This is a genomic window from Propionicimonas sp. (assembly GCF_049840635.1).
In the GTDB taxonomy this organism is placed as follows: Bacteria; Actinomycetota; Actinomycetes; order Propionibacteriales; family Propionibacteriaceae; genus Propionicimonas.
Window position 1 is genome coordinate 1,486,411 of sequence record NZ_JASGKL010000005.1, and the last position, 20,032, is coordinate 1,506,442.

General features: G+C 70.7%; 18 protein-coding genes. 4 read left to right on the forward strand and 14 right to left on the reverse strand.

The window, feature by feature from the left end:
• Positions 1-411: 411 nt before the first annotated feature.
• From QM779_RS12595 to QM779_RS12620, 6 genes are all read right to left on the reverse strand, one after another.
• Positions 412-1,239 (reverse strand): hypothetical protein, encoded by an 828-nt coding sequence (locus QM779_RS12595; protein WP_428535716.1) that lies wholly within the window; start codon positions 1,237-1,239, stop codon positions 412-414.
• Positions 1,240-1,396: 157 nt separating this feature from the next.
• On the reverse strand, positions 1,397-2,551 hold the full coding sequence (locus QM779_RS12600) for an MGDG synthase family glycosyltransferase (RefSeq protein ID WP_428535718.1): 1,155 nt from the start codon (positions 2,549-2,551) through the stop codon (positions 1,397-1,399).
• A 78-nt stretch (positions 2,552-2,629) separates the two neighbouring features.
• Positions 2,630-3,148, reverse strand: a complete 519-nt coding sequence (locus tag QM779_RS12605; protein WP_428535720.1) for a GNAT family N-acetyltransferase — start codon at positions 3,146-3,148, stop codon at positions 2,630-2,632.
• A gap of 66 nt (positions 3,149-3,214) precedes the next feature.
• On the reverse strand, positions 3,215-5,020 hold the full coding sequence (locus QM779_RS12610; RefSeq protein ID WP_428535722.1) for an ABC transporter ATP-binding protein: 1,806 nt from the start codon (positions 5,018-5,020) through the stop codon (positions 3,215-3,217).
• Positions 5,021-5,093: 73 nt separating this feature from the next.
• Positions 5,094-6,257 (reverse strand): DUF3048 domain-containing protein, encoded by a 1,164-nt coding sequence (locus QM779_RS12615; protein WP_428535724.1) that lies wholly within the window; start codon positions 6,255-6,257, stop codon positions 5,094-5,096.
• A 158-nt stretch (positions 6,258-6,415) separates the two neighbouring features.
• Complete coding sequence (locus tag QM779_RS12620) at positions 6,416-6,613, reverse strand: hypothetical protein (protein WP_428535726.1); 198 nt, start codon at positions 6,611-6,613, stop codon at positions 6,416-6,418.
• 117 nt (positions 6,614-6,730) lie between these two features.
• Here QM779_RS12620 and QM779_RS12625 point away from each other — a divergent pair, with 117 nt between their 5' ends.
• A complete protein-coding gene (locus QM779_RS12625; protein WP_428535728.1) occupies positions 6,731-7,315 on the forward strand; it encodes a TetR/AcrR family transcriptional regulator in 585 nt (194 codons plus the stop codon).
• On the opposite strand, the gene QM779_RS12630 is transcribed toward QM779_RS12625, so the two are convergent.
• The 4 genes from QM779_RS12630 to QM779_RS12645 form a co-directional block, all read right to left on the reverse strand.
• The gene (locus QM779_RS12630; RefSeq protein ID WP_428535730.1) at positions 7,303-7,605 is read right to left on the reverse strand and encodes a Dabb family protein; all 303 of its coding nucleotides are present in this window, start codon (positions 7,603-7,605) and stop codon (positions 7,303-7,305) included. The two genes, QM779_RS12625 and QM779_RS12630, sit on opposite strands and share 13 nt — an antisense overlap.
• Before the next feature lie 164 nt (positions 7,606-7,769).
• On the reverse strand, positions 7,770-9,074 hold the full coding sequence (locus tag QM779_RS12635; protein ID WP_428535732.1) for an FAD-dependent oxidoreductase: 1,305 nt from the start codon (positions 9,072-9,074) through the stop codon (positions 7,770-7,772).
• A gap of 81 nt (positions 9,075-9,155) precedes the next feature.
• On the reverse strand, positions 9,156-9,935 hold the full coding sequence (locus QM779_RS12640; protein WP_428535734.1) for a PIG-L family deacetylase: 780 nt from the start codon (positions 9,933-9,935) through the stop codon (positions 9,156-9,158).
• Positions 9,928-11,145, reverse strand: a complete 1,218-nt coding sequence (locus QM779_RS12645; RefSeq protein WP_428535736.1) for a glycosyltransferase — start codon at positions 11,143-11,145, stop codon at positions 9,928-9,930. Before QM779_RS12645 ends, QM779_RS12640 begins: the two co-directional genes overlap by 8 nt.
• 356 nt (positions 11,146-11,501) lie before the next feature.
• Between QM779_RS12645 and QM779_RS12650 the strand changes: the two genes are divergently transcribed.
• The gene (locus QM779_RS12650) at positions 11,502-12,776 is read left to right on the forward strand and encodes a multidrug effflux MFS transporter (RefSeq protein WP_428535738.1); all 1,275 of its coding nucleotides are present in this window, start codon (positions 11,502-11,504) and stop codon (positions 12,774-12,776) included.
• Positions 12,777-12,822: 46 nt separating this feature from the next.
• Positions 12,823-13,824 (forward strand): aldose epimerase family protein, encoded by a 1,002-nt coding sequence (locus QM779_RS12655; RefSeq protein WP_428535740.1) that lies wholly within the window; start codon positions 12,823-12,825, stop codon positions 13,822-13,824.
• A gap of 483 nt (positions 13,825-14,307) precedes the next feature.
• On the opposite strand, the gene QM779_RS12660 is transcribed toward QM779_RS12655, so the two are convergent.
• Both QM779_RS12660 and QM779_RS12665 read right to left on the reverse strand, forming a co-directional pair.
• Positions 14,308-14,739 carry an OsmC family protein gene (locus tag QM779_RS12660; RefSeq protein WP_428535742.1) on the reverse strand — a complete coding sequence of 144 codons (432 nt, stop codon included), beginning with the start codon at positions 14,737-14,739 and terminating at the stop codon, positions 14,308-14,310.
• Between the two features lie 389 nt (positions 14,740-15,128).
• On the reverse strand, positions 15,129-15,611 hold the full coding sequence (locus QM779_RS12665) for a MarR family winged helix-turn-helix transcriptional regulator (protein WP_428535744.1): 483 nt from the start codon (positions 15,609-15,611) through the stop codon (positions 15,129-15,131).
• A gap of 109 nt (positions 15,612-15,720) precedes the next feature.
• Here QM779_RS12665 and QM779_RS12670 point away from each other — a divergent pair, with 109 nt between their 5' ends.
• Entirely contained in the window at positions 15,721-19,326 is a 3,606-nt protein-coding gene (locus QM779_RS12670) for an efflux RND transporter permease subunit (RefSeq protein WP_428535746.1), read from the forward strand.
• On the opposite strand, the gene QM779_RS12675 is transcribed toward QM779_RS12670, so the two are convergent.
• Complete coding sequence (locus tag QM779_RS12675; RefSeq protein WP_428535748.1) at positions 19,317-19,703, reverse strand: type II toxin-antitoxin system VapC family toxin; 387 nt, start codon at positions 19,701-19,703, stop codon at positions 19,317-19,319. The two genes, QM779_RS12670 and QM779_RS12675, sit on opposite strands and share 10 nt — an antisense overlap.
• Entirely contained in the window at positions 19,700-19,954 is a 255-nt protein-coding gene (locus tag QM779_RS12680) for a type II toxin-antitoxin system VapB family antitoxin (RefSeq protein ID WP_428535750.1), read from the reverse strand. Before QM779_RS12680 ends, QM779_RS12675 begins: the two co-directional genes overlap by 4 nt.
• Positions 19,955-20,032: the final 78 nt, after the last annotated feature.

A 20,032-nucleotide genomic window follows, 5' to 3' on the forward strand; every position in this document is an offset into this window, starting at 1 on the left:
TCGCTCCTCAGGGACCGTGAAGGCCATCCGCCCAACCCCGCCACCGTCATCCCGGGCTTGACCCGGGATCTCCGCGCCCATGGACGCAGCACGTCACGAAGGGCCGCCGGTGGTGCGCCCACGACAAGGTGGACGCTTTCGCGTGACTACGCCGCACAACGGTCCACCACAACGCGGACAGTCCCACCGTCCACCACAAGGTGGACCGATCGGTGGTGAACTCACGGCAGAGGCGTCCACCTCAGCGTGGACGGGAAGCCGCCACCGTCATCCCGGGCTTGACCCGGGATCTCCGCGCTCCGACGACGGCACGTGCGGTCAGGCGGGTTCCCCAGATCCCGGCCTTCGCCGGGATGACAGGTGGGGCGGGCTGTCGACCCGGGATCCCCGCGCCCCGGCGCGGGGACGGAATCAGTCGTCGGTGGTCGGGGTGGCGGCGCCGACGGGCTGGGAGGTGGCGGTCGCGGTGGTCGTCGCGCTGGCGGCCGGGGTCGGGGCCTCGGTCGTCGGGTCCTGGGTCGGGGTCTCCGTCGCCGTCGGAGTGGACGTTGCGGTCGGCGTCTCCGTGACCGTCGCCGTCGGGGTCGGCGTCTCCGTGACCGTCGCCGTCGGGGACGGCGTGCTCTTCGCCGAGGGCTTCACCACCTGGGACACCGTCGTGCCGCCCTGGCCGTCCAGCGCCCTGCCCAGGCCCAGCTCGACCACGGTGATCACGGCGAGGCTGACCAGGAACATCGCCCCCGCGGTCAGCGCCATCACCTGCCACAGCCGCTTGTGGCTCTTCTTCGCCGGCACTGTCGCGGCCGGGACCGGGGCCAGGTCCGCCCGGGTGTGGTCGGACTCGCTGCGGAAGATGCTGTCCTCCACGTCCGCGAGCACCTGGGTCGGCACGCTGTCGGGCGAGGGACGCGCCGACGACGGCGGCTCGCTCCCGTCCGCGGCCAGTCCCTGCGTCGCGTCCGGGTCATAGTGCTCGTCGCCCCGCACCTTCTCGTACCCGCGCTGGATCGCGTCGCTCACCTTCCGGTGGGTGCGATCGATCCCCGCGCTGTACAGCGTGCCCGCCACGCCGCCGATGATGCTGGCGACCGCGGCGCCGAAGACCGTTCCGGCGGTGCCGAGCTGGGAGCCGATCACCGCAGCCGTGGACGCCGCGAGCGCGCCGCCGACGATCTGGGGCAGGGAGAAGTTGACCTTGATCGGTTCCTTCTCCTCGGCCTCTTCCTGCTTCTCTTCCACCACTACCTGCGTCACATCCCTCGAAGATCTTCCTCAGCGAGGGTAGCGAACCGACCCCAACGCGATCTGTGAGCGGGCTGAGCGAGGCTCAGGATCACGACTCAGGAACGGAGAAATCCCTTGCCAAGTGCCCATTCTGGACAGGGGATCCGCCGGCTCAGGACGTGATGCCGACCTGGTCGGCGATCAGCCGGGCGATCTGACGTGCCGCCTCGGGCTTGGCAGCCCTCCGGCTCGCCGCGGACGCCGCCGCCCGCGCGTCCGGGTCCTCCACCCACCGCCGGACCGCGTCGACCACTTCACGCGGACGCGGCGTCCAGACCCCCGCCTGCAGGTGCTCGACGTAGCGGACGTTGCCGTCCTCCTGGCCGGGCAGCCGCGCGTACAGGGCGAGCGGGAGGCCGCTGATGAACGCCTCGCTGATCGTGCCGGGACCGGCCTTGGTGACCAGCATGTCCGAGGCGGCCATGAACTGCGGCATCTCGGTGGTGAACCCGTAGATGTGGGCCGGCATCTTCCAGTCGACCGCCTCCAGGTCGGCCTTCAGCTCGGCGTTGCGGCCGCAGACCACGACCAGCGTCGCGTCCAACCGGGCGTCGTTGATCGCCTTCGCGACCCGCTTCAGGGGGCCCATCCCGTCCCCGCCACCCACGAGAAGGATCACCGGCAGGTCCGTCCGCCACCCCATCCGTCGTCGCCATTCGTCGCGGTCGCCCTGCGGGTCCGAGAAGCGCCCGGCGACCGGCAGCCCGATCACACGCAGGTTGCCCTCGGCGATCCCGAAGCCGATCGCGTTCTGCCTCGCCTCCTCGGTGGGGACCACGACGAGGTCGGCGCGGCGGTCGTACCACAGGGCGTGGGCGGTGACGAGGTCGGTCACGACGGTGATGAACGGACGCGGCGAGTGCCGCATCGCCCGCATCAGGTGGGTGTTCACCAGTGGGTGGACGGAGACGATCAGGTCGGCAGGGTTCTCGTGCAGCAGCCGCCGGGCGCCCCTGCGCACGTAGGGGTAGGAGATCTGGGTGACCGCCTTCGCGCGTCCGCGGGTGTCGAAGGCCTTGAACGTGAACCCCCACGCCTGCGGTAGCCGCGACATCGGCGGGTAGATCTCGGGGGCGAACCGCAGCGGGCTGGGGTAGTAGTCGCGGAAGAAGTCGACCATCCGGGTGTCGAAGCGGCCGGGGAACTCGTCCTCGAGCGCCTCGATCATCGCTTCGGTCGCGGAGCGGTGGCCGCCGCCGGTGTCGGAGAACAGGAACAGGATGCGCTTCCTGGGGCTCGACTCGGACGACCCGAGCTGTTCAGTCATTCGTGCTCCGTCCGGGAGGGCCACCCACAGCCCTGCGTCCAGACAGCATGACACAGCGGACGCGGTCCGGCCGGTCGGTCACTGGGGAGCGAGCTTCTGGAACAGCAGGTGGTCGGTGTAGCGGCCGGCGATCTGCAGGTAGGAGGGCGCGTGGCCGAACTGGGTGAACCCGTTGCGGCGCAGCACCGCCTGCGAGCGGAGGTTGTCGGGAATCGTGCCCGCCTCGAGCCGGTGCAACTGCAACTCGCCGAAGGCCACGTCGACGACCTCGGCCACGGCCTGCGTGGCGTAGCCGCGGCCGCCCGCCTCCTCGGCCAGCCAGTAGCCGACGCTGGCCGACTGGAAGGCGCCCCGGACGATGTTGTTCAGGTTGATCCGGCCCACCACCGCGTTGGCGTCGTCGAGGATCACCCTCGCGTGCATCGTCCCCTCCGCATGGCGGCGCAGCGAGTCAGCGACCGCCTCCTGCTGGCCGGCGAGGGTGAAGTAGCTGTCCGGACGCACCGGCTCCCACGGCTCGAGGAAGGCCCGCGTCCGGACGAGCACCCCGGCGAGCGCCGACGCGTCGGCGGGCTGGAGCAGTCGCGTCCTGGTCACCGGAGAATCCTGCCACGTGGGCCCGTGTTGCCGGACCGTCCAGAGGCAGCAGGAGAGGCCCCTTCTTCAGCCGAGGATCTCGTAGCGCTGGAGCTGCTTGCGGCCCGCCTTCGTCGCCGCCCCCTGGAGCGCGAGGAGCTCGGCGTAGATGCCGCCGGTCGTGGCGAGTTCTGCGGGGGTGCCGATCTCGTCGATGCGGCCCTCGCGCAGCGTGACGATGCGGTCGACCGAACTGATCGTGCTCAGGCGGTGGGCGATGATCAGCGTCGTCCGGTCGGCCATCAACTCCTCCAGGCCGTCCTGGACGAGCCGCTCGGCCTTGGAATCCAGAGAACTGGTGGCCTCGTCCAGCACGAGGACGGGCGCGTCCTTCAGCAGGGCGCGGGCAACGGCGATCCGCTGCTTCTGGCCGCCGGAGAGCTTGATGCCGCGCTCACCGATCTCGGCGTCGTACCCGCCCGGCAACGCCGTGATGAAGGCGTGCGCGTGCGCGCGCCGGGCCGCCTCCTCGATCTCGTCCTCGCGCGCCTCCGGACGCCCGTAGGCGATGTTCTCCCTGATCGTCCCCGAGAACAGGGACGGGTCCTGGAACACGACCCCGACCTGCGCGCGGAGCTCGGGCAGGGCGATCGTGTCCGCGGAACGCCCGTCCACCACCAGTTCGCCCGACGTGAGCGGGTACAGCCCCAGCAGCAGGCTCGCCAGCGTGGTCTTGCCCACGCCCGACTCGCCCACGAACGCCACCCGCTCACCGCGGTCGACGCTGAACGTGACCCCCTTCAGCACCTCCGCGTCCCCCGCGTAGCCGAAGTGGGCGTCCCTGAACTCGACGATCGGTGCGCCGACCGGCGTCCGGGGTTCGTGGGGACGCGGCGTCGACACGGCGTCGACGGCGTCGCCGGTCTCGACCGGCTCGTCCATGACCAGGAAGTAGTCGCGGCAGCCCGTGATGGCCCGCTGGGAGGAGTCGACCAGGAAGCTCATCCCCTGCACGGGCTGGCGCGCGAGGTTGACCAGCTGGATCAACAGCACCATCACGCCGAGCGTGAACTGCCCCGTGATCGTCAGGCTGAAGATGATCGCGTAGATGGCGAAGAAGATCAGGTTCAGCGCGCCGCGGCGGAGCACGTCCATGCGGTGCCAGTAGGCGGACTGCTCACGGGTGAGCGCGATCGCGGTGTCGTAGCGCCCGCCGAAGTGCGCGAGCTCCCTGGCCTCGGCGACGAAGCTCTTCACGACCCGGATCTGGCCGACGACCTCGGCGAACCGGCCGCCGGCCACGTCGAACTCCGTGTTCTTCGCGATCTCCAGCCGTTGCCAGCGCTTCGACGTGATCGCGGTCAGCCAGGTGAAGATGGGGTAGACGGCGACGAGCAGCAGCGCCAGCCACCACGAGTACCACGCGATGATCGCCAGCCCGGCGAACAGCGTGATCAGCATCGGCAGGAAGTTGTTGGCGAACATGTTCAGGAAGTTCGCCGTCTCGGTGATCGAGCGCTGGAGCCGGGAGATGATCGTCCCGGTCAGCTCGGAGTCGAAGTAGCGCTGCGGGAGGCGCAGCAGCTTCTCGAAGTAGTTGCGGGACAGGATCGAGCGCAGCCGCACCGCCATCACGTCGCCCAGGTAGCCGCCCACGTTGGTGATCAGGGTGTTGGCCAGGTCGACCACCAGCAGCAGGAAGGCCAGCCACACGACCGCGGGCACCCCACCACCCCGGCCGGCCATGGACGCGACGACCTCGTCCGTGGCCGCCGCGACGATGAACGGGACGGCCAGGCCTGTGGCGGCCACGAGGACGCCGGCGACGACGATCGCCGCGTAGGCGGGCAGCAGTTCTCGGGCGACGCCGAGGATCCGGACCATTGATCGCACCGGGCGACCCTATCCCCCGGCACGGACACCACCGACTCCGGCGCCGGCGTGGGCGTCGGGAGGATCGGGTGGGCTACCCCTTGATCGTGATCTTCGACGTCGTGTTGGGGAGTTCGACGAAGGTCTGGCCGGGCGCCATCTTCAACGGGCTGCCGTCGTCCAGGGTGAACTGGAAGACCTCGTTCACCTCACCCTTCGTCCACGTGCCCTTGACGTACTTGCCGCCCTGCGCGTAGTAGAACGTGCCCTGCTCGTTGATGATCTTGTGGATGGGCTCCATGTGGTACGGCCCCGAGGTCTTGATCTTGCCGCTGGCGTAGATCTTGCCGAACACCTGCTTGGCCTTGATCACCAGGACGTTGTCGCAGGAGACCCGGGTGCCGTCGGCGAGGACGTGCTTGCCCCAGGGCATCGAGCGGAGGTAGCGGCCCTGCTTCTCACTCCACGTGTAGCTCATCGGGTAGGTGTTGCCCTTCTTCCAGGGCACGCTGATGAAGGACGCGTCCTCACCCGAGACCGCGGTGCTCACCTCGTCGTCGCTGGCCGCCCAGGGGAAGTACATCTGCTGCGGTCCGTCGGCGAACTTCTTGGTCTGTGCGGCGAGTTCCTTGGGATGGCAGGCGACCGCGCGGTCGTAGTAGGTCACACCGTTCAGGGTGCGGACGCGATTGGCGAGGATGCTGTACGAGCCGGTGCCCTTGGTGGCCATGTAGGACTTGTTCCACACGATGTACTCCGCGAACTCCTTCGCGTAGTCCAGCACCCACGGGTAGGCGCCCGTGTTGCCGATGATCGCGGTGATGGGGCTCAGCATCGGGATGTCCACCGGGCGGATCGAGCGGACGGGGTTCACCGCGTCCGCGTACTGCGTGTGGAAGATGGGGACCAGGCGCGTCCCGGACTGCCCCACGGCCGCGGGGTAACCGTCCAGCTCGACGTAGACGATGTCGGCCTTGTCGAGACCCATCTGGGGATGCTCGCCCTGGTTGTCCGGCACCTTCACCGCCACGGCGATGCGCTTGGCGTCGTCCGCATTCTTCAGGACCTTGCCGGTCAGCGGCCAGCGGGGAGTGGTGTCGACCGTCGCGGTCGGGCTCGCCGACGCGCTCTCCGTGGGCGTGCTCGCGCCGGAGGAGGTCTGGGTCTGTGCGGGCGCCTTGGTCGAGCAGCCCACCAGAGCGGCGCCCGCGACCCCTGCAGCGCCCAGCATCGCTGCGCGACGACTCACCGGTTCCATGCATTCCTCCGTCGTGCTGATGGCCGCCGCGGCAGCCGGGAGTCCGATCGCTCCCCGCCCAATGGTAGGGCCGGGGAGAAGGCACTCCGGCCAACACTCACGTCCGGCCGGGACTCATGCCGGATTCACAGGCTCGGGTCGGGGTTCGGACGGGCGGCTCAGGCAGCGGCCTGCGGGCACTCCTCTGTCAACGGGGCCGGGGCGGCGAGCGGGGTCACCCCTGCCAGTGCCGGACGCGGTTCGCGGGCGACCTGCGCGCTGCGGAGGTCCTGCACGCGCAGCCGCGTCCAGGCATTGCGCTGCTCGGCCTCGATCCGGATCCAGTTGTTCATCGTTCCCCAGGGCATCGTGCTCATGGTGGGAGGTCCTTCCGTGTTAGTGATCTCTTACATTGTAAGAGGGAGCTAACATGGAGGTCAATAGGAAATGTATGATCGGCCTTACATCGGGTCGAGGAAGGGAGCTGGTCCGGCATGGGCTACCACCACGGGGACCTCAGGGCCGCGCTGATCGACGCCGGCACGGCACTGGTCGCGGAGGGCGGGCTGCCCGCGCTGTCCGTGGCGGAAGCGGCGCGGCGCACCGGGGTCAGCGCGGCGGCGCCGTACCGCCACTTCCCCAGCCGCCAGGACTTCGTGGTGGCCGTGGCGACGAAGGCCGCGCTCGACCTCGGCGAGGTCATGCGCGAAGCCGTGGACGCGGCCGGCGACGACCCGGTGGAGGCGGTCGCGGCTGCCGCGGCGGCCTACGTGCGTTTCGCCGCCACCCGGCGGACCGGCTTCGACGTCGTCTATGCGCCCGAGCTGCGGGGCGTCCACGACGAGGCACTGCGCAACGCAGGGCGCGAGGTCAGCGACCTCGTCCTGCTCCGTGCCATCGACGCCACCGGCGGCGACAGCAGGGCGGCCGTCGACTTCGTCCCGCAGTTCATGGTCGTCGCGCACGGCGCCGCGTCCATGAACGTGGTCGGCTTCTTCACCGACCTCGACGCCGCGGCGGGCCTGGCGCAACGGACGGTGCGCGGCCTGCTGCGGGCCGCGTCCGCTCAGACCTCGTAGTCGACGCAGACCCGGTCGGTGGCCACCGACCGGATGAAGGTCGCGACCTGCACGTGTTCGGGGTGGGTCGCGTAGGCCTTGAGGGCCTCAGGGGAGTCGAAGACCGAGTACAGGACGAGGTCGTAACTGTGCTCGAACGGGTCGACGGGGATCACCGGCTCGAGCTCGACGATGCCCGGCACGAGGTTCCTCAGGCCCGCGAGCCGGTCCCGCACGTCGGCGAGGTTGCTCTCCTTCTCCTGCCCCTCGGCCTCGTCGGCGAAGTTCCACATCACGATGTGCTTGATCACGGGGCCAGCCTACGCAGGGCCGCCCGGATGGCACGGCAGGAACCGTCCCCATCGTGCCAGGACCGCCAGGACGGCACGTTAGGAACCGTCCCCATCGTGCCGGGGGATCGATGGGGACGGTTCCTAGCGTGCCGCGGTGCGTGGTGCCGGGGTGGCGGACGCGGTCAGGCGTCGGGGCGGACGAGGTCGAGCAGGTCGTGCCACGCCTCGATCTTCGTCCGCTCGCGGCCGCGAATCCCACCGCGGTCGATCTCGGCGGCGTCGATCCGGCGCCAGTCCGCGAACGTGCTCGGCGTCACCCCGCGGGCGGCGAGGCGGGCGGCCAGGTCGGTGAGCCGGCGCCGCGGCAGGGTCGCGAGGTCCTCCAGGACGTGGGCGGCGGTCTCGGCCGCGTCCTTCTTGTTGCTGCCGATCAGCCCGACCGGACCCCGCTTGATCCAGCCCACCGCATACTCGCCCGGACGCGCGGAGCCGTCCAGCTCGAGCGCCCTGCCCTCCAGGTTCGGGATCCGGCCGTCGTCGAACGGCAGCCCGGGGACGGGCACGCCGCGGTACCCGATCGAGCGCAGGACGAGGTCCGCCGCCACCTCCAGCCCGTCGCCCCCGGCCCCGGGAGCGGTCGGCTCGAGCCGGACCGCGCGGACGCGGTCCTCGCCCCGCAGCACGGCCGGACGGTGCCAGAACGCAAGGTGCAGCCAACGTGGCGCCACCTGCGGGGACGCCGCCACCGCCGCGGCGATCGCGGCCACGTTCGCCCTGGCGTGGCGCTCCAGCGTCTCCGGGTCGATCGCCGCAGGATCGACCCCGTCCAACGTCACCCCGATGCCGGGGGTCTCGAGCAGCTCCCGCAGCTCGGGGGTGGTGAAACTCGCGTGCTCGGGACCGCGGCGTCCGACCAGCCACACATGTTCGATCTCCGCCCGCTGCAACTCGGCCAGCACGGCGTCGGGCATATCGGTGGCGCTCAGCGCCGCGGGGTCCTTCAGGAGGATCCGCGCCACGTCCACGGCCACGTTGCCCACGCCGATCACGACCGCGTCCCGCACCCCGGCCAGCGGCTGCGGCTCGGCGTCCGGATGACCGGAGTACCAGGCGACGAACTGGCGGGCCGACCGGCTGCCGGGCAGGTCCTCGCCGGGGATCCCCAGGTGCCGGTCGTCCGCGGCGCCCACGGCGTACACCACCGCGTCGTACGCCGCGTGCAGCTCGTCCGGGGTCACGTCGCGGCCGACCTCCACCAGGCCGAGGAACCGGACGCCGGGCGCGTCGAACACCCGCGCGAGCGTGGTCGCGACCGCCTTGATGCTGGCGTGGTCGGGGGCGACGCCGTAGCGGAGCAGCCCGAACGGCGTCGGCAGCCGGTCGAAGATGTCGATCGAGAGGTCCGGTGACTGGGCCAGCAGCGCGGCGGCGGTGAACAGCCCCGCCGGCCCCGCACCGACGATCGCGACCCTGCGTGCCTCGTCCACGTGACCCTCCGCCGACTCGTCAGACCCACCGCGGGCCGCAGCCCCGTGGCCCTGATTCTCGCGGTCGCCTCGCGTCGCTCGTCAAGACCCTTCGCGAATCGGCGACGCCTGCGGGCCGAGGAGGTGCACGGTCGTGACGATCGGCTGCCGCTGGCCGCCCACGTGGACGACCTCCGCGCCGTCCACGGTGAGCTGGCTGGCGTAGTGCACCAGTGCCCGTCGGACGGGCTCCCGGTACTGCGGCAGCGCGAGCTCCACGGCGCCGTCGACGGGGAGCAGCGGCTCGGAGACGACGTACGCCAGCGGCACCCCGGTCAGGGCGGACGCGGCGCGCGCGATGTGGTGACACGCCACATGATCGGGATGCCCGTAACCCCCGTGCACGTCGTAGCCGACCAGAAGATCTGCGTCCCAGGCCTCCAGGAAGGCGGCCAGGTCGGCGGCGGCGTCCGTGACGGGGGCAGAGGTGAGGCTGTCCGGGCCGGCCGACTCCCCGGGACCGGCGAGGGTCTCCGCCGCGTCCAGCCAGCGCATGCCCGAGTCGGCGTAGCGCCGCGGGGGCAGCCCCGGGACGCGCGCGGGCGGCGTCCCCAGGAACACGTGGTCGCGGACGCCCAACTCGGCCAGTGCGCCGGCCAGCTCGCCCTCCCGGTGCGCGACCAGTTCAGGCGTCCCGGCCAGCGCCGACAGCGGACCGGGCACCACCTCGCCCTGCTCGCCGCGCGTCGCCGTCACCACCGCCACCTCGTCGCCCCGCCCGACGAGGTGCGCGAGCAGGACGCCGGTGGCGAGGGTCTCGTCGTCGGGGTGGGCGTGCAGGAAGGCGATCCGGGCGCCCGGACCGGGCAGCGGGTCAGTCATCGAGCAGCTGCCGGTAGACGGCGACCAGGCGCTGGGCCGCCCACCCCCAGTCGAACCGGCGGGCGTGGACGCGGGAGACCGCACCCATCCGCGCGAGCAGCCCGGGCACCATCAACAGGCGGGTGAGGGCGAGCGACCAGTCCTCCGGCCGCCGCGAGTCCATCAGCTGGCCGGTCACGCCGTGCGCGACGGCCTCCCGCAGGCCACCGGCGGACGCGGCGATCACCGGCGTCCCGCTCGCCGCCGCCTCCAGGGCCACCAGCCCGAAGGTCTCCGAGTGCGAGGGGACGAGCAGCACCCTGGCCCCGCGCAGCAGCCGGGCGAGCTCGGGGCGTGGCTGCGCAGGGAGGAAGGTGACACCGTCCGACAGCCCTGCGTCGGCCACCATCGCGTGCAGCTCGCGCCCATACGACGCGAACGCCGACGACGCGTCGCCGGCCACGACCAGGTGCGGACGGATCTCCGCGTCCAGCCCCGCGACCGCCTGGATGGCGAGGTCCGGGCCCTTCAGCGGCTCGAGCCGGGCGGCGATCAGGACGTAGCCGCGCGGCCACGCGTCCTCCCCGCCGGTAGCGTTCCAGCGCTCCTCCCCCGCGGCGAGCGGACGGAACAGCGTGTGGTCGACCCCTGGGGACACGATCGAGACCCGGTCCGGGTCGGCACCGCAGCGGTCGATGACCGTCTGGGCCTCCGCGGCGGAGATCGCGACCACGGCCTGCGACTCCTTCGCCACCGCCGCTTCTCCCGGCACCCGCCGGGGCGACTCGGGCGGCTCACCGGCCGACAGCGGGGAGCCGGGGGGCGCGGCCACGGAGTGGAAGCTCTGCACGTGTGGGACGCCCCACGTCCGCGCGACCGGCAGCGCAGCGACGCCCGACATCCAGTGGTGCGAGTGGACGACGTCCGGCGGCGCGAGCCGAGCCAGACCCGCGGAGAACTCCCCGATGTGGTCGTCGATCGCGCTCTTGGCCAGCGGCGTGCGCGGCCCGGCGTCCACGTGGTGCAGGGTCACGCCACGCTGCAGCTCGACCGTGTCGGGGTCGTCCGGGTGCGAGCGCCGCGTGACGAGATCCACCTGGTGGCCGAGCGCGGCCAGGGCGTCCGCCTGGGCGAGCTCGACGACGTTCATCCCGCCCGCATCGCCGGTGCCCGGCACCGCGGCCGGGGACGTGTGCATGGACACGAAGCAGATGCGGAGGGCGGCGGGCACGCACGGAGCATAGTCCGCAAGCCCTGCGCGCCGGCACGCACCTCGACGTCTGTGGTCGTCGATGCGACGTCGTTCGGGCAGCCCTGCGGAAATGCTCGCTCTGTGCCCTGATCGGCCACCCGAGCCCCGCCCGGAGCCATCCCGCGCGCAATTCCGCAGGGCCACCTCCCAACGCGGGGGAGCGCCCCGTCCCCACCCCCTCGTCGACGTCCACCGCGTCGCTCGGGCAGTCCTGCGGAAATGCACGCTGCTTGCCCTTGCCGGCGCACCGGAGCACCCACGGAGCCATCCCGTGCGCAATTCCGCAGGACCGCCTGCTGCCGCGATGCCGCTCGCCGCCGTGCCAAGATGCTCCGGTGACCGACGCACGCTCCTCCCGTTCGGGCACCATCGACGTCGGACCGCACTGGCTGTTCCTGGTGATCCTGGCCGGCCTCGGCATGGTCGGCCCGTTCTCGATCGACACGATGTTCCCCGCCTTCGCCCGGATGGGCGCCGAGTGGGGTGTCTCCGAGCTCGCCCTCCAGCAGGTCGTGAGCACCTACCTGCTCGCCTTCGCCGTGATGAGCCTCGTCCACGGCCCCCTGTCGGACGCGCTCGGACGCAAGCCCGTGATCCTCGCCGGGACCGTCCTGTACATCGGCGCGTCCATCGGCTGTGCGCTCGCGACGGGCCTGCCCATGCTGCTGGCCTTCCGGGCACTTCAGGGCCTGAGCGCGGGAGCGGGCTCGATCATCAGCCGCGCGATGGTGCGCGACGTGTTCGCCGACGCCCAGGCGCAGCGGACGATGAGCCACGTCGCGATGATCTTCGGCCTGGCTCCGGCGGTCGCCCCCGTCGCCGGCGGCCTGATGCTGGGCTGGGGCGGCTGGCGCGGCATCTTCTGGGCGCTGGCCGTGATCGGCGCGGTGCTGCTGGCCCTGGTGCTGTTCTTCATGCCGGAGACCCATCCCGCCGACCGGCGCAGCCCGCTGGACGTGCGCCGGCTGCTGGGCGACATGGGCGGGGTGTGGCGGAATCCGCACGGACGCCGTCTGGCCTTCACCGCGATGTTCAACAACGGCGCAATGTTCCTCTACATCTCCTCCGCCCAGCTCATGGTGGTGAACCTTCTCGGGCTGGGCGAGACGGACTTCTGGGTGCTGTTCGTCCCCCTGATCTCGGGCATGGTGATCGGCTCCTGGGCGAGCGGACGGATGGCCGGTCGCCTCAGCGGCAGCCGGCTGGCGACCCTCGGCTACCGGATCAGCCTCTCCGCGGCGGCGGTGAACCTCGTCCTCAACCTCGTCCCCGCGACGCGCGGCCTGCCGTGGACGGTCCTTCCGCTGCCCGTCCTCACCTTCGGGATCGCGCTCGCCTTCCCGGTCCTGACCCTCGCCATGCTGGACCTGTTCCCGCAGTCCCGCGGGTCGGCGTCGTCGGTGCAGAACTTCGTCGCGCTGCTGGGCAACACGGTGATCTCCGCTGCCGTGGCGCCCGCGCTGGGCTTCTCGCTGATCGCCCTGGCCGGCGGCTCGCTGGTGCTGCTCACGGCGGGCTGGCTGCTCTGGAGCCGGCACCGGAAGGTGGCTCCGCCCGTCCCTCAGCCCCCGCAGGACGCGGCGGCCTACGAGCCCCTCGAGGACCTCTGACCCGACCCGCTTACCCCCGGGAAGGGCGGCTGATAGCGTTATCACCGTGATCAGCGAGGATTCACTCATCCGGCTCGACGGCGACGCGGTCCGTCTGGAGCTCCTGCCCCTCGGCGCCACCCTGCGCCGCTTCGACGTCCGGCTCGCCGACGGCACCTGGCGCAACATCGTGCTCGGCTCGGCCGACCTCGACGGGTACCTAGGCGCCAACATCTACCTCGGCATGACCGTGGGCCGGTTCGCGAACCGGATCGCCGACGCGACGTTCACCCTGGACGGGGTCGAGTACCCGCTGGTGGCGAACGAGGGTGCCAACCAGCTGCACGGCGGCCCGGACGGCTTCCACGCCCGCGAGTGGACCGTGGCGGGGCAGGGCGACGACTGGGTCGAGTTCACACTGACCAGCCCCGACGGCGACCAGGGCTACCCCGGGACGCTGCGGGTGAGCGCGCGCTACGAGCTGGTGCCGGGCGGCGCGAAGGTCACCTACCGGGCGACCACGGACGCGCCGACGGTCATCAACCTGACCACCCACCCCTACTTCAACATGGCCGGGGAGGGCTCGGGCAACACGGACGACCACGTGCTCACCGTGCACGCATCCCGCTACACCCCGAACCGCGACGACGGCATCCCCACCGGCGAGATCCGGGACGTGACCGGCTCCGCGGCCGACTTCCGCGGGGGCCGCGCGTTCGGGGAGGCCCGCGTGCAGGGCGACGCCGAGGGCATCACCCGCAACGGCGGCTTCGACCACAACTTCGTGGTGGACGGCTTCGGCCTGCGTGAGCACTGCCGACTGTCCGGTCCGGACGGCCTCACGCTCGTCGTCGAGAGCGACCAGCCGGCGATCCAGGTGTACGGCGGCGAGCACTTCGACGGCTCCCAGATCGGCACGTCCGGACGCCCGTACGACCGTCGGCCCGGAGTCGCGCTGGAGACGCAGCACTACCCGGACTCCCCGAACCAGCCCGCGTTCCCGAGCACGACGCTGCGCCCCGGCGAGGAGTACGTGGCCACCACCCGCTGGCTGATCGTCGGCGCCTGACGGCCTTCGGCCCCGCGTGCAGTCTGGCGGGTAGTCGGGGACGGTTCTACTTCCACGCCAGCTGAGGGCGGTTGCGGTGGTCCGGTGTCCGTCTGGTCCCGGTTGTCACGCGACACGCCGACGACACGCCGGAGCGTCTGGAATTGGTCGAAGAAGTCGTTGAAAACCTCTTGCGGACGCCTTTCCGCAGGGCTAGAAATGTTCTTACCAAATCACTTCGGTGGTGCGGTGATCGGGAGCAGGAAGGCGGTCTCCCGGCGGGCTCGTCCCGCTGGAACCCTTGGTGATGCAGGGGTCGGACCGGCTGGTGGTTCCCGGTGTGACGAGGACATCACGCCGAGTCGTTGAGGGCCCCGGTGACTCATACTCCCCGGGGCCCTCGCCGTTGATTCCGGGGGCAGCCGGCCGGGACGGGCGATCTCGCCGTTCGTCCCGGTCCGACACCGGTGCCGCGTTGGAGCAGCGCCGTTCGGGCGGGCCTCCCTACAGTGACTCCCCGTCGATGCGGTAGTCGACCGCGGTGGGCAACTGGATCGTCCTCGACACGGTGCACAGCCGATCCCGTGACTGCGCCACTGACCGAGTGAGGACCTCCCTGGCGCGATCTCCGTCCGGCCCCTGCGGGAACGTGATTCGGAAGTCGATGGTCACCACCCCCAGGTGATTTCCCTTGTCATCGCTCAGTTTTGGGGCGGAAGCCGTCGCTTCGAAGGTCTCCGGCTCGGCGCGCCGGCCGGTGATGTAGTCGACGTCGATGGCGCTGCAGCCCACCGCGGCCGCGAGGAGGAGCTCGACGGGGGTGAAGCTCGTGTCCTGGCCCTCCCCGAAGCTGATTCGCCCACCGCGGACGTTCACCGCCTCGTAGGAGCGGGGGCCGGTACGGACGATTTCGACGCTGCGCAGGTTCTCGGTCACACGTCCAGTATCGGGGCCGGGGAACCACGTCCGGGTAAAGGCGAGGGCCCCGGGGAGTATGAGTCACCGGGGCCCTCAACGACTCGGCGTGATGTCCTCGTCACACCGGGAACCACCAGCCGGTCCGACCCCTGCATCACCAAGGGTTCCAGCGGGACGAGCCCGCCGGGAGACCGCCTTCCTGCTCCCGATCACCGCACCACCGAAGTGATTTGGTAAGAACATTTCTAGCCCTGCGGAAAGGCGTCCGCAAGAGGTTTTCAACGACTTCTTCGACCAATTCCAGACGCTCCGGCGTGTCGTCGGCGTGTCGCGTGACAACCGGGACCAGACGGACACCGGACCACCGCAACCGCCCTCAGCTGGCGTGGAAGTAGAACCGTCCCCGACTACCCGCCAGACTGCAGGGCGTGGGCGCGGTCGAGGGCGTCCAGCATCGCCCGCGACCCCTGGCAGAGCAGGGTGAGGTCGGCGGCGGACAGCAGGGTCAGGACCACGCCGAGGGCGCGGCCGAACATCGAGTCCATGTCGCGCATCACGTCCAGCCCGGCCTCGGTCGCGTGCAGCCGGCGGACGCGGCGGTCGTCGGCGTCGTCGACGCGAGAAACCAGCCCCTTCTCGACCAGCCGCTCCACCAGCCCGCTCGCCGTCGGCGCACTGACCCCCAGCAGGCGGCCCAACTCGTTGCCCGAGATCCCCGGCTGCTGGGCGACGTGCCCGAGCACCCGCAACTGCTGCATGGTCAGGTCCGGCGGCGCCGGCATGCCGACCAGCCCCATCGCGCGGTCATGGACGCGCAGGTTCAGCGCGAACAGCTCGTCAGCCAGTGCCGCGCGCTCGTCGTCGAGCCCGAGCTCCGGTAGCGATCGCACCCCCGACACCGCTTCCTTCCGCAGAAATAGTTAGAGCTATGCTAACGGATGTCGCTCACAGCGACCACACAGTGCCCTGTCTCCGCAGGGCCGTCCCAGGGGAGAACACGTGGTTCGTCTGACGAGGCTCAGCCTCGCCCACCGCACGGTGGTCCTTCTGCTCGCGCTGCTCACGATCGGGCTCGGCGTGTACGCCGCCGGCACGCTCAAGCAGGAGCTGATCCCGTCCATCGACGTCCCTCGCGCGAGCATCATCAGCGCCTACGCCGGCGCGTCCCCGGACGTGGTCGAGGCACAGGTGTCCAAGCCGATCGAGTCCGCGGTGAAGGGCGTCGCCGGCGTCACGTCCGTCACCTCCAAGAGCTCCAGCGGCGTCTCCCAGGTGACCGTCCAGTGGGACTACGGGCTGGACGTCGACGACATGTCGAACAAGCTGCGCAGCGCCATAGACTCGATCTCCGCCACCCTGCCCAGCAACGTCGACCCGACCGTGATCACCGGCGGGACCGACGACATCCCGGTCGTGATCCTCGCGCTCTCCTCCAACGACGACCTCGCCGCCCTGTCCACGAAGGTGACGGAGGAGATCGCGCCTGACCTCCGTGCCCTCGCCGGCGTCCGGGACGTGTCGGTCTCCGGCCAGCAGCAGCACGAGATCGTGATCACGTACTCCCAGGCCAAGGTCACCAAGTACGGCGTCGACCCGACCACCATCGCGCAGTACTTCGCCGCGGCCTCGAGTGCCTACCCGTCCGGCACGATGCGCACCGACACCACCAACTACGACGTGCAGACCGGCGTCACCCTTTCCAGTGCCGAGCAGGTCGGCGCGCTCATGCTGCAGGGGACGGACGGTCCGGTCGCCCTGTCGAAGGTCGCGACCGTGAAGGAGCAGCCGGTCGAGACCACCAGCATCTCCCGCGTCAACGGCAAGACCTCGCTCACCCTGATGGTCACGAAGAACCCGGACGCGAACACCGTCACCGTCGCGAACGAGGTGAACGCCGCCCTGCCCGGCCTGACGCAGCAGCTCGGCAACGGCGCGGAGTTCGCCACCGTCTTCGACCAGGCGCCCTACATCACCGACTCGATCCGCGACCTGAGCGTCGAGGGCGGCATCGGCCTGGCCATGGCCGTGCTGGTGATCATGGTCTTCCTCGGCTCGATCCGGCCCACGATCATCACCGCGATCTCGATCCCGCTGTCGCTGCTGATCGCCCTGGTCGGCCTGTGGGTGGGCGGCTACACGCTGAACATCCTCACCCTGGCCGCCCTCACCGTGGCGGTCGGACGCGTCGTCGACGACTCCATCGTGGTGATCGAGAACATCAAGCGGCACCAGGGCTACGGCGAGTTCGGACGCACGTCGATCACCAACGCCGTGAAGGAGGTGGCCGGCGCCGTCACCAGCTCGACCCTGACCACGGTCGCGGTATTCCTTCCGATCGGGCTGGTCGGCGGCCAGGCGGGCGCGATCTTCCGGCCATTCGCGGTCGCGGTGACGGTCGCGCTGCTCGCGTCCCTGTTCGTCGCGCTCACCGTCGTGCCGACGCTGGCCTCGTGGTTCATGCGGCCGACCGCGAAGCAGCAGGCGAGGATCGCGGCATCCGCGGGCTCGGAGGAGAAGGACACCTGGTTGCAGCGGGCGTACCTCCCTGTCCTCAACTGGACGCTGCACCGCCGCTGGATCACGCTCGGCCTCGCCGTCCTGATCTTCGCGGGCACGCTCGCGCTGGCACCCCGGCTGAAGACCGACTTCATCGGCAACACCGGGACGGAATCGCTGTCGATCTCGCAGAAGCTGCCGTCGGGCACCGGCCTGGCCGAGACCGACGAGGCCGCACAGAAGATCGAGGCGCTGCTCGCGGCGAGCCCCGCCGTGCAGGCGTACTCGACCAGCATCGGCGGCTCCACCGGAGTGTTCATGGGCAGCCAGGCCGACACCAACCAGGCCACCTTCACCGTCCCCCTGAACTCCGGGGCCTCGGCCACTGACACCGCCACCCGGCTGCGCGAGGAGATCGCCGACCTCGGTGCGAGCGTGGGCACCGTCGAGGTGTCGATCGGCAGCGGGTCGTCCTCGTCCACCGGCGTCGTGCTGTACGTCGAGGGCAGCGACCCGGACGCGCTGAAGGCGGGCAGCGACCAGGTGCTCGCGATGATGAAGACCGTCCCCGGCCTCACCAACGTGACCAGCGACCTCACCGACGCCCGCGACATGCTGAAGGTGAACATCGACGAGAAGGCCGCGGCCGAGCACGGCATGACGCAGGCATCGATCGGCCAGGCGGTGGCGAGGGCCGTGCGCGGGCAGCTGATCGGGACGATGGCGCAGGGCGACACCACCCTGAACGTGTACGTGCGCTCGCAGACGCCCGTGAAGAGCGTGGACGAGCTGCGCGAGATCACCCTTCCGGTGACCCAGCTGATGAACGCGAACGCGAAGTCCGACGCCGCCGACAAGGTGAGCAAGGACTCCGAGAAGCTGAGCAAGGACTCCAAGCGGCAGTCGACCGACGCCTACAACGACCAGGTCAAGGCGCTGGAGAAGAGCCGGACGCAGGCGAAGAAGGCCATCAAGACCCTCAACAAGCAGGTGAACGCGACGAAGAAGAAGCTGGCGAGCCTGCAGAAGCAGCTCGCCGCGATCCCCGCGAAGTGCCAGGCGGACCCGACCGACCCGGCCTGCGCGCCGATCGCCTCCGGCATCTTCACGATCTCGCAGCAGCTGTCCGCGACCGCGTCCGCCCTCGCCCAGCTGAGCAGCGCGCTCGCGTCCGCCAAGTCGGGCGTGACGTCGATCGACAAGCAGCTGGACGCGCTGGCCACGTCCAGGGAGAAGACCCTCGAGGCTCAGGACAAGCAGCAGGCGATCAGCGACGCGTCCAAGGACGCGGCGAAGGCGACCGCCGACCCGATCCCGCTGAGCAGGGTGGCCGACGTCGAGGTCGTGCAGGCCGCGGCGATGATCACCCGGGTCGACGGGACGCGGGCCGCGACGCTGAGCGCGAGCTCGGAGTCCTCCGACCTCGGCGCGACCACGACCCGGCTCGAGGAGGGCATCGCCACGCTCGACCTGCCCGACGGGATCACCGTCCGGATCGGCGGGGTGTCGCAGCAGCAGACCGAGTCGTTCCAGCAGCTGGGGCTGGCCATGCTCGTCGCGATCGCGGTCGTCTACCTGATCATGGTGGCGACGTTCGGGTCGCTGCTGCAGCCGCTGGTGCTGCTGGTCTCGATCCCGTTCGCCGCGACCGGCGCGCTGGGGCTGTCGCTGGTCACCGACACCGCGCTGGGCGTGCCGAGCATGATCGGCCTGCTGATGCTGATCGGCATCGTGGTGACGAACGCGATCGTGCTGATCGACCTGATCAACCAGAAACGCAAGGCCGGGCTGGGCGTGGACGAGTCGATCCAGGCCGGTGCGCGGCTGCGCGTGCGTCCGATCATCATGACCGCGCTGGCCACGGTGTTCGCGCTGGTCCCGATGAGCCTCGGGCTGACCGGGGGCGGTGTGTTCATCTCCAAGCCGCTGGCGATCGTCGTGATCGGCGGCCTGGTCTCGTCCACCCTGCTGACGCTCATCCTCGTCCCGGTGCTCTACGACCTGCTGGAGACCTGGCGGGAGAAGCGGGCCGACCGCAGGGCTGCAAAGAAGGCCGCCACCGGCGGAACGACGGACGACGTCGTGGCGGAGGGCGGGGCTCAGGCCTGAGGCACGTCGGTCGCGGCGAAGTCCCCGCCCTTGAAGAGCAGGGGCTCGCCGCGGGTCATCGCCAGCGCGTAGCTGAAGGTGTCGCCGTAGTTCAGGCCGGCCGGATGCCGTCCCGTCCCGAACCGGCGCCAGGCGGCTGCCGCCCGCTCTGCCTGTGCCTCGTCCAGACTGACGACCTCCGCCTCCAGTTCGGCGAGCAGGGCGAGCAGGTCCGTGGCCGCCTCGCGACCCTGTCGCGCCTCGGTCACGATCAGCGCCTCGGTGAGGGTCGCGGCCGAGAGCGCGAGGGACGCCGCGCCGGCCAAGGCCTTCAGGTGTGCCTCGGCGTCCGGTTCGCCCAGGACCACCGCCACCAGTGCGGACGTGTCGACGATCACCGCGGGAGCCCGTCCTCGTCGTAGCCGAGAATCGCCTCCGCCGAGCGGCCGTCGAGGGTCGGACGCTGCCGCCCGCGGTCGATGTAGCGCTGCAACTCGCCCGTCCGGGACGCCATCGACTCCTGCCGGCGCAGCCGGGCCAGCCGCTCGCTCATCGCGACCCGGATCGCCTCGGTGATGCTCTCCCCGGTCCGGGCCGCGAGTTCGCGGGCGAGCGCATCGGTGGCCGGATCCTTGATGTTCAGCGCCATGCGTCAACCATAAGAGGAAGAATTCTTTCTGCGAAGGAAGATCCGTCGTTCGTGTCGGAGCGGAGTGGCAGAGTGGTC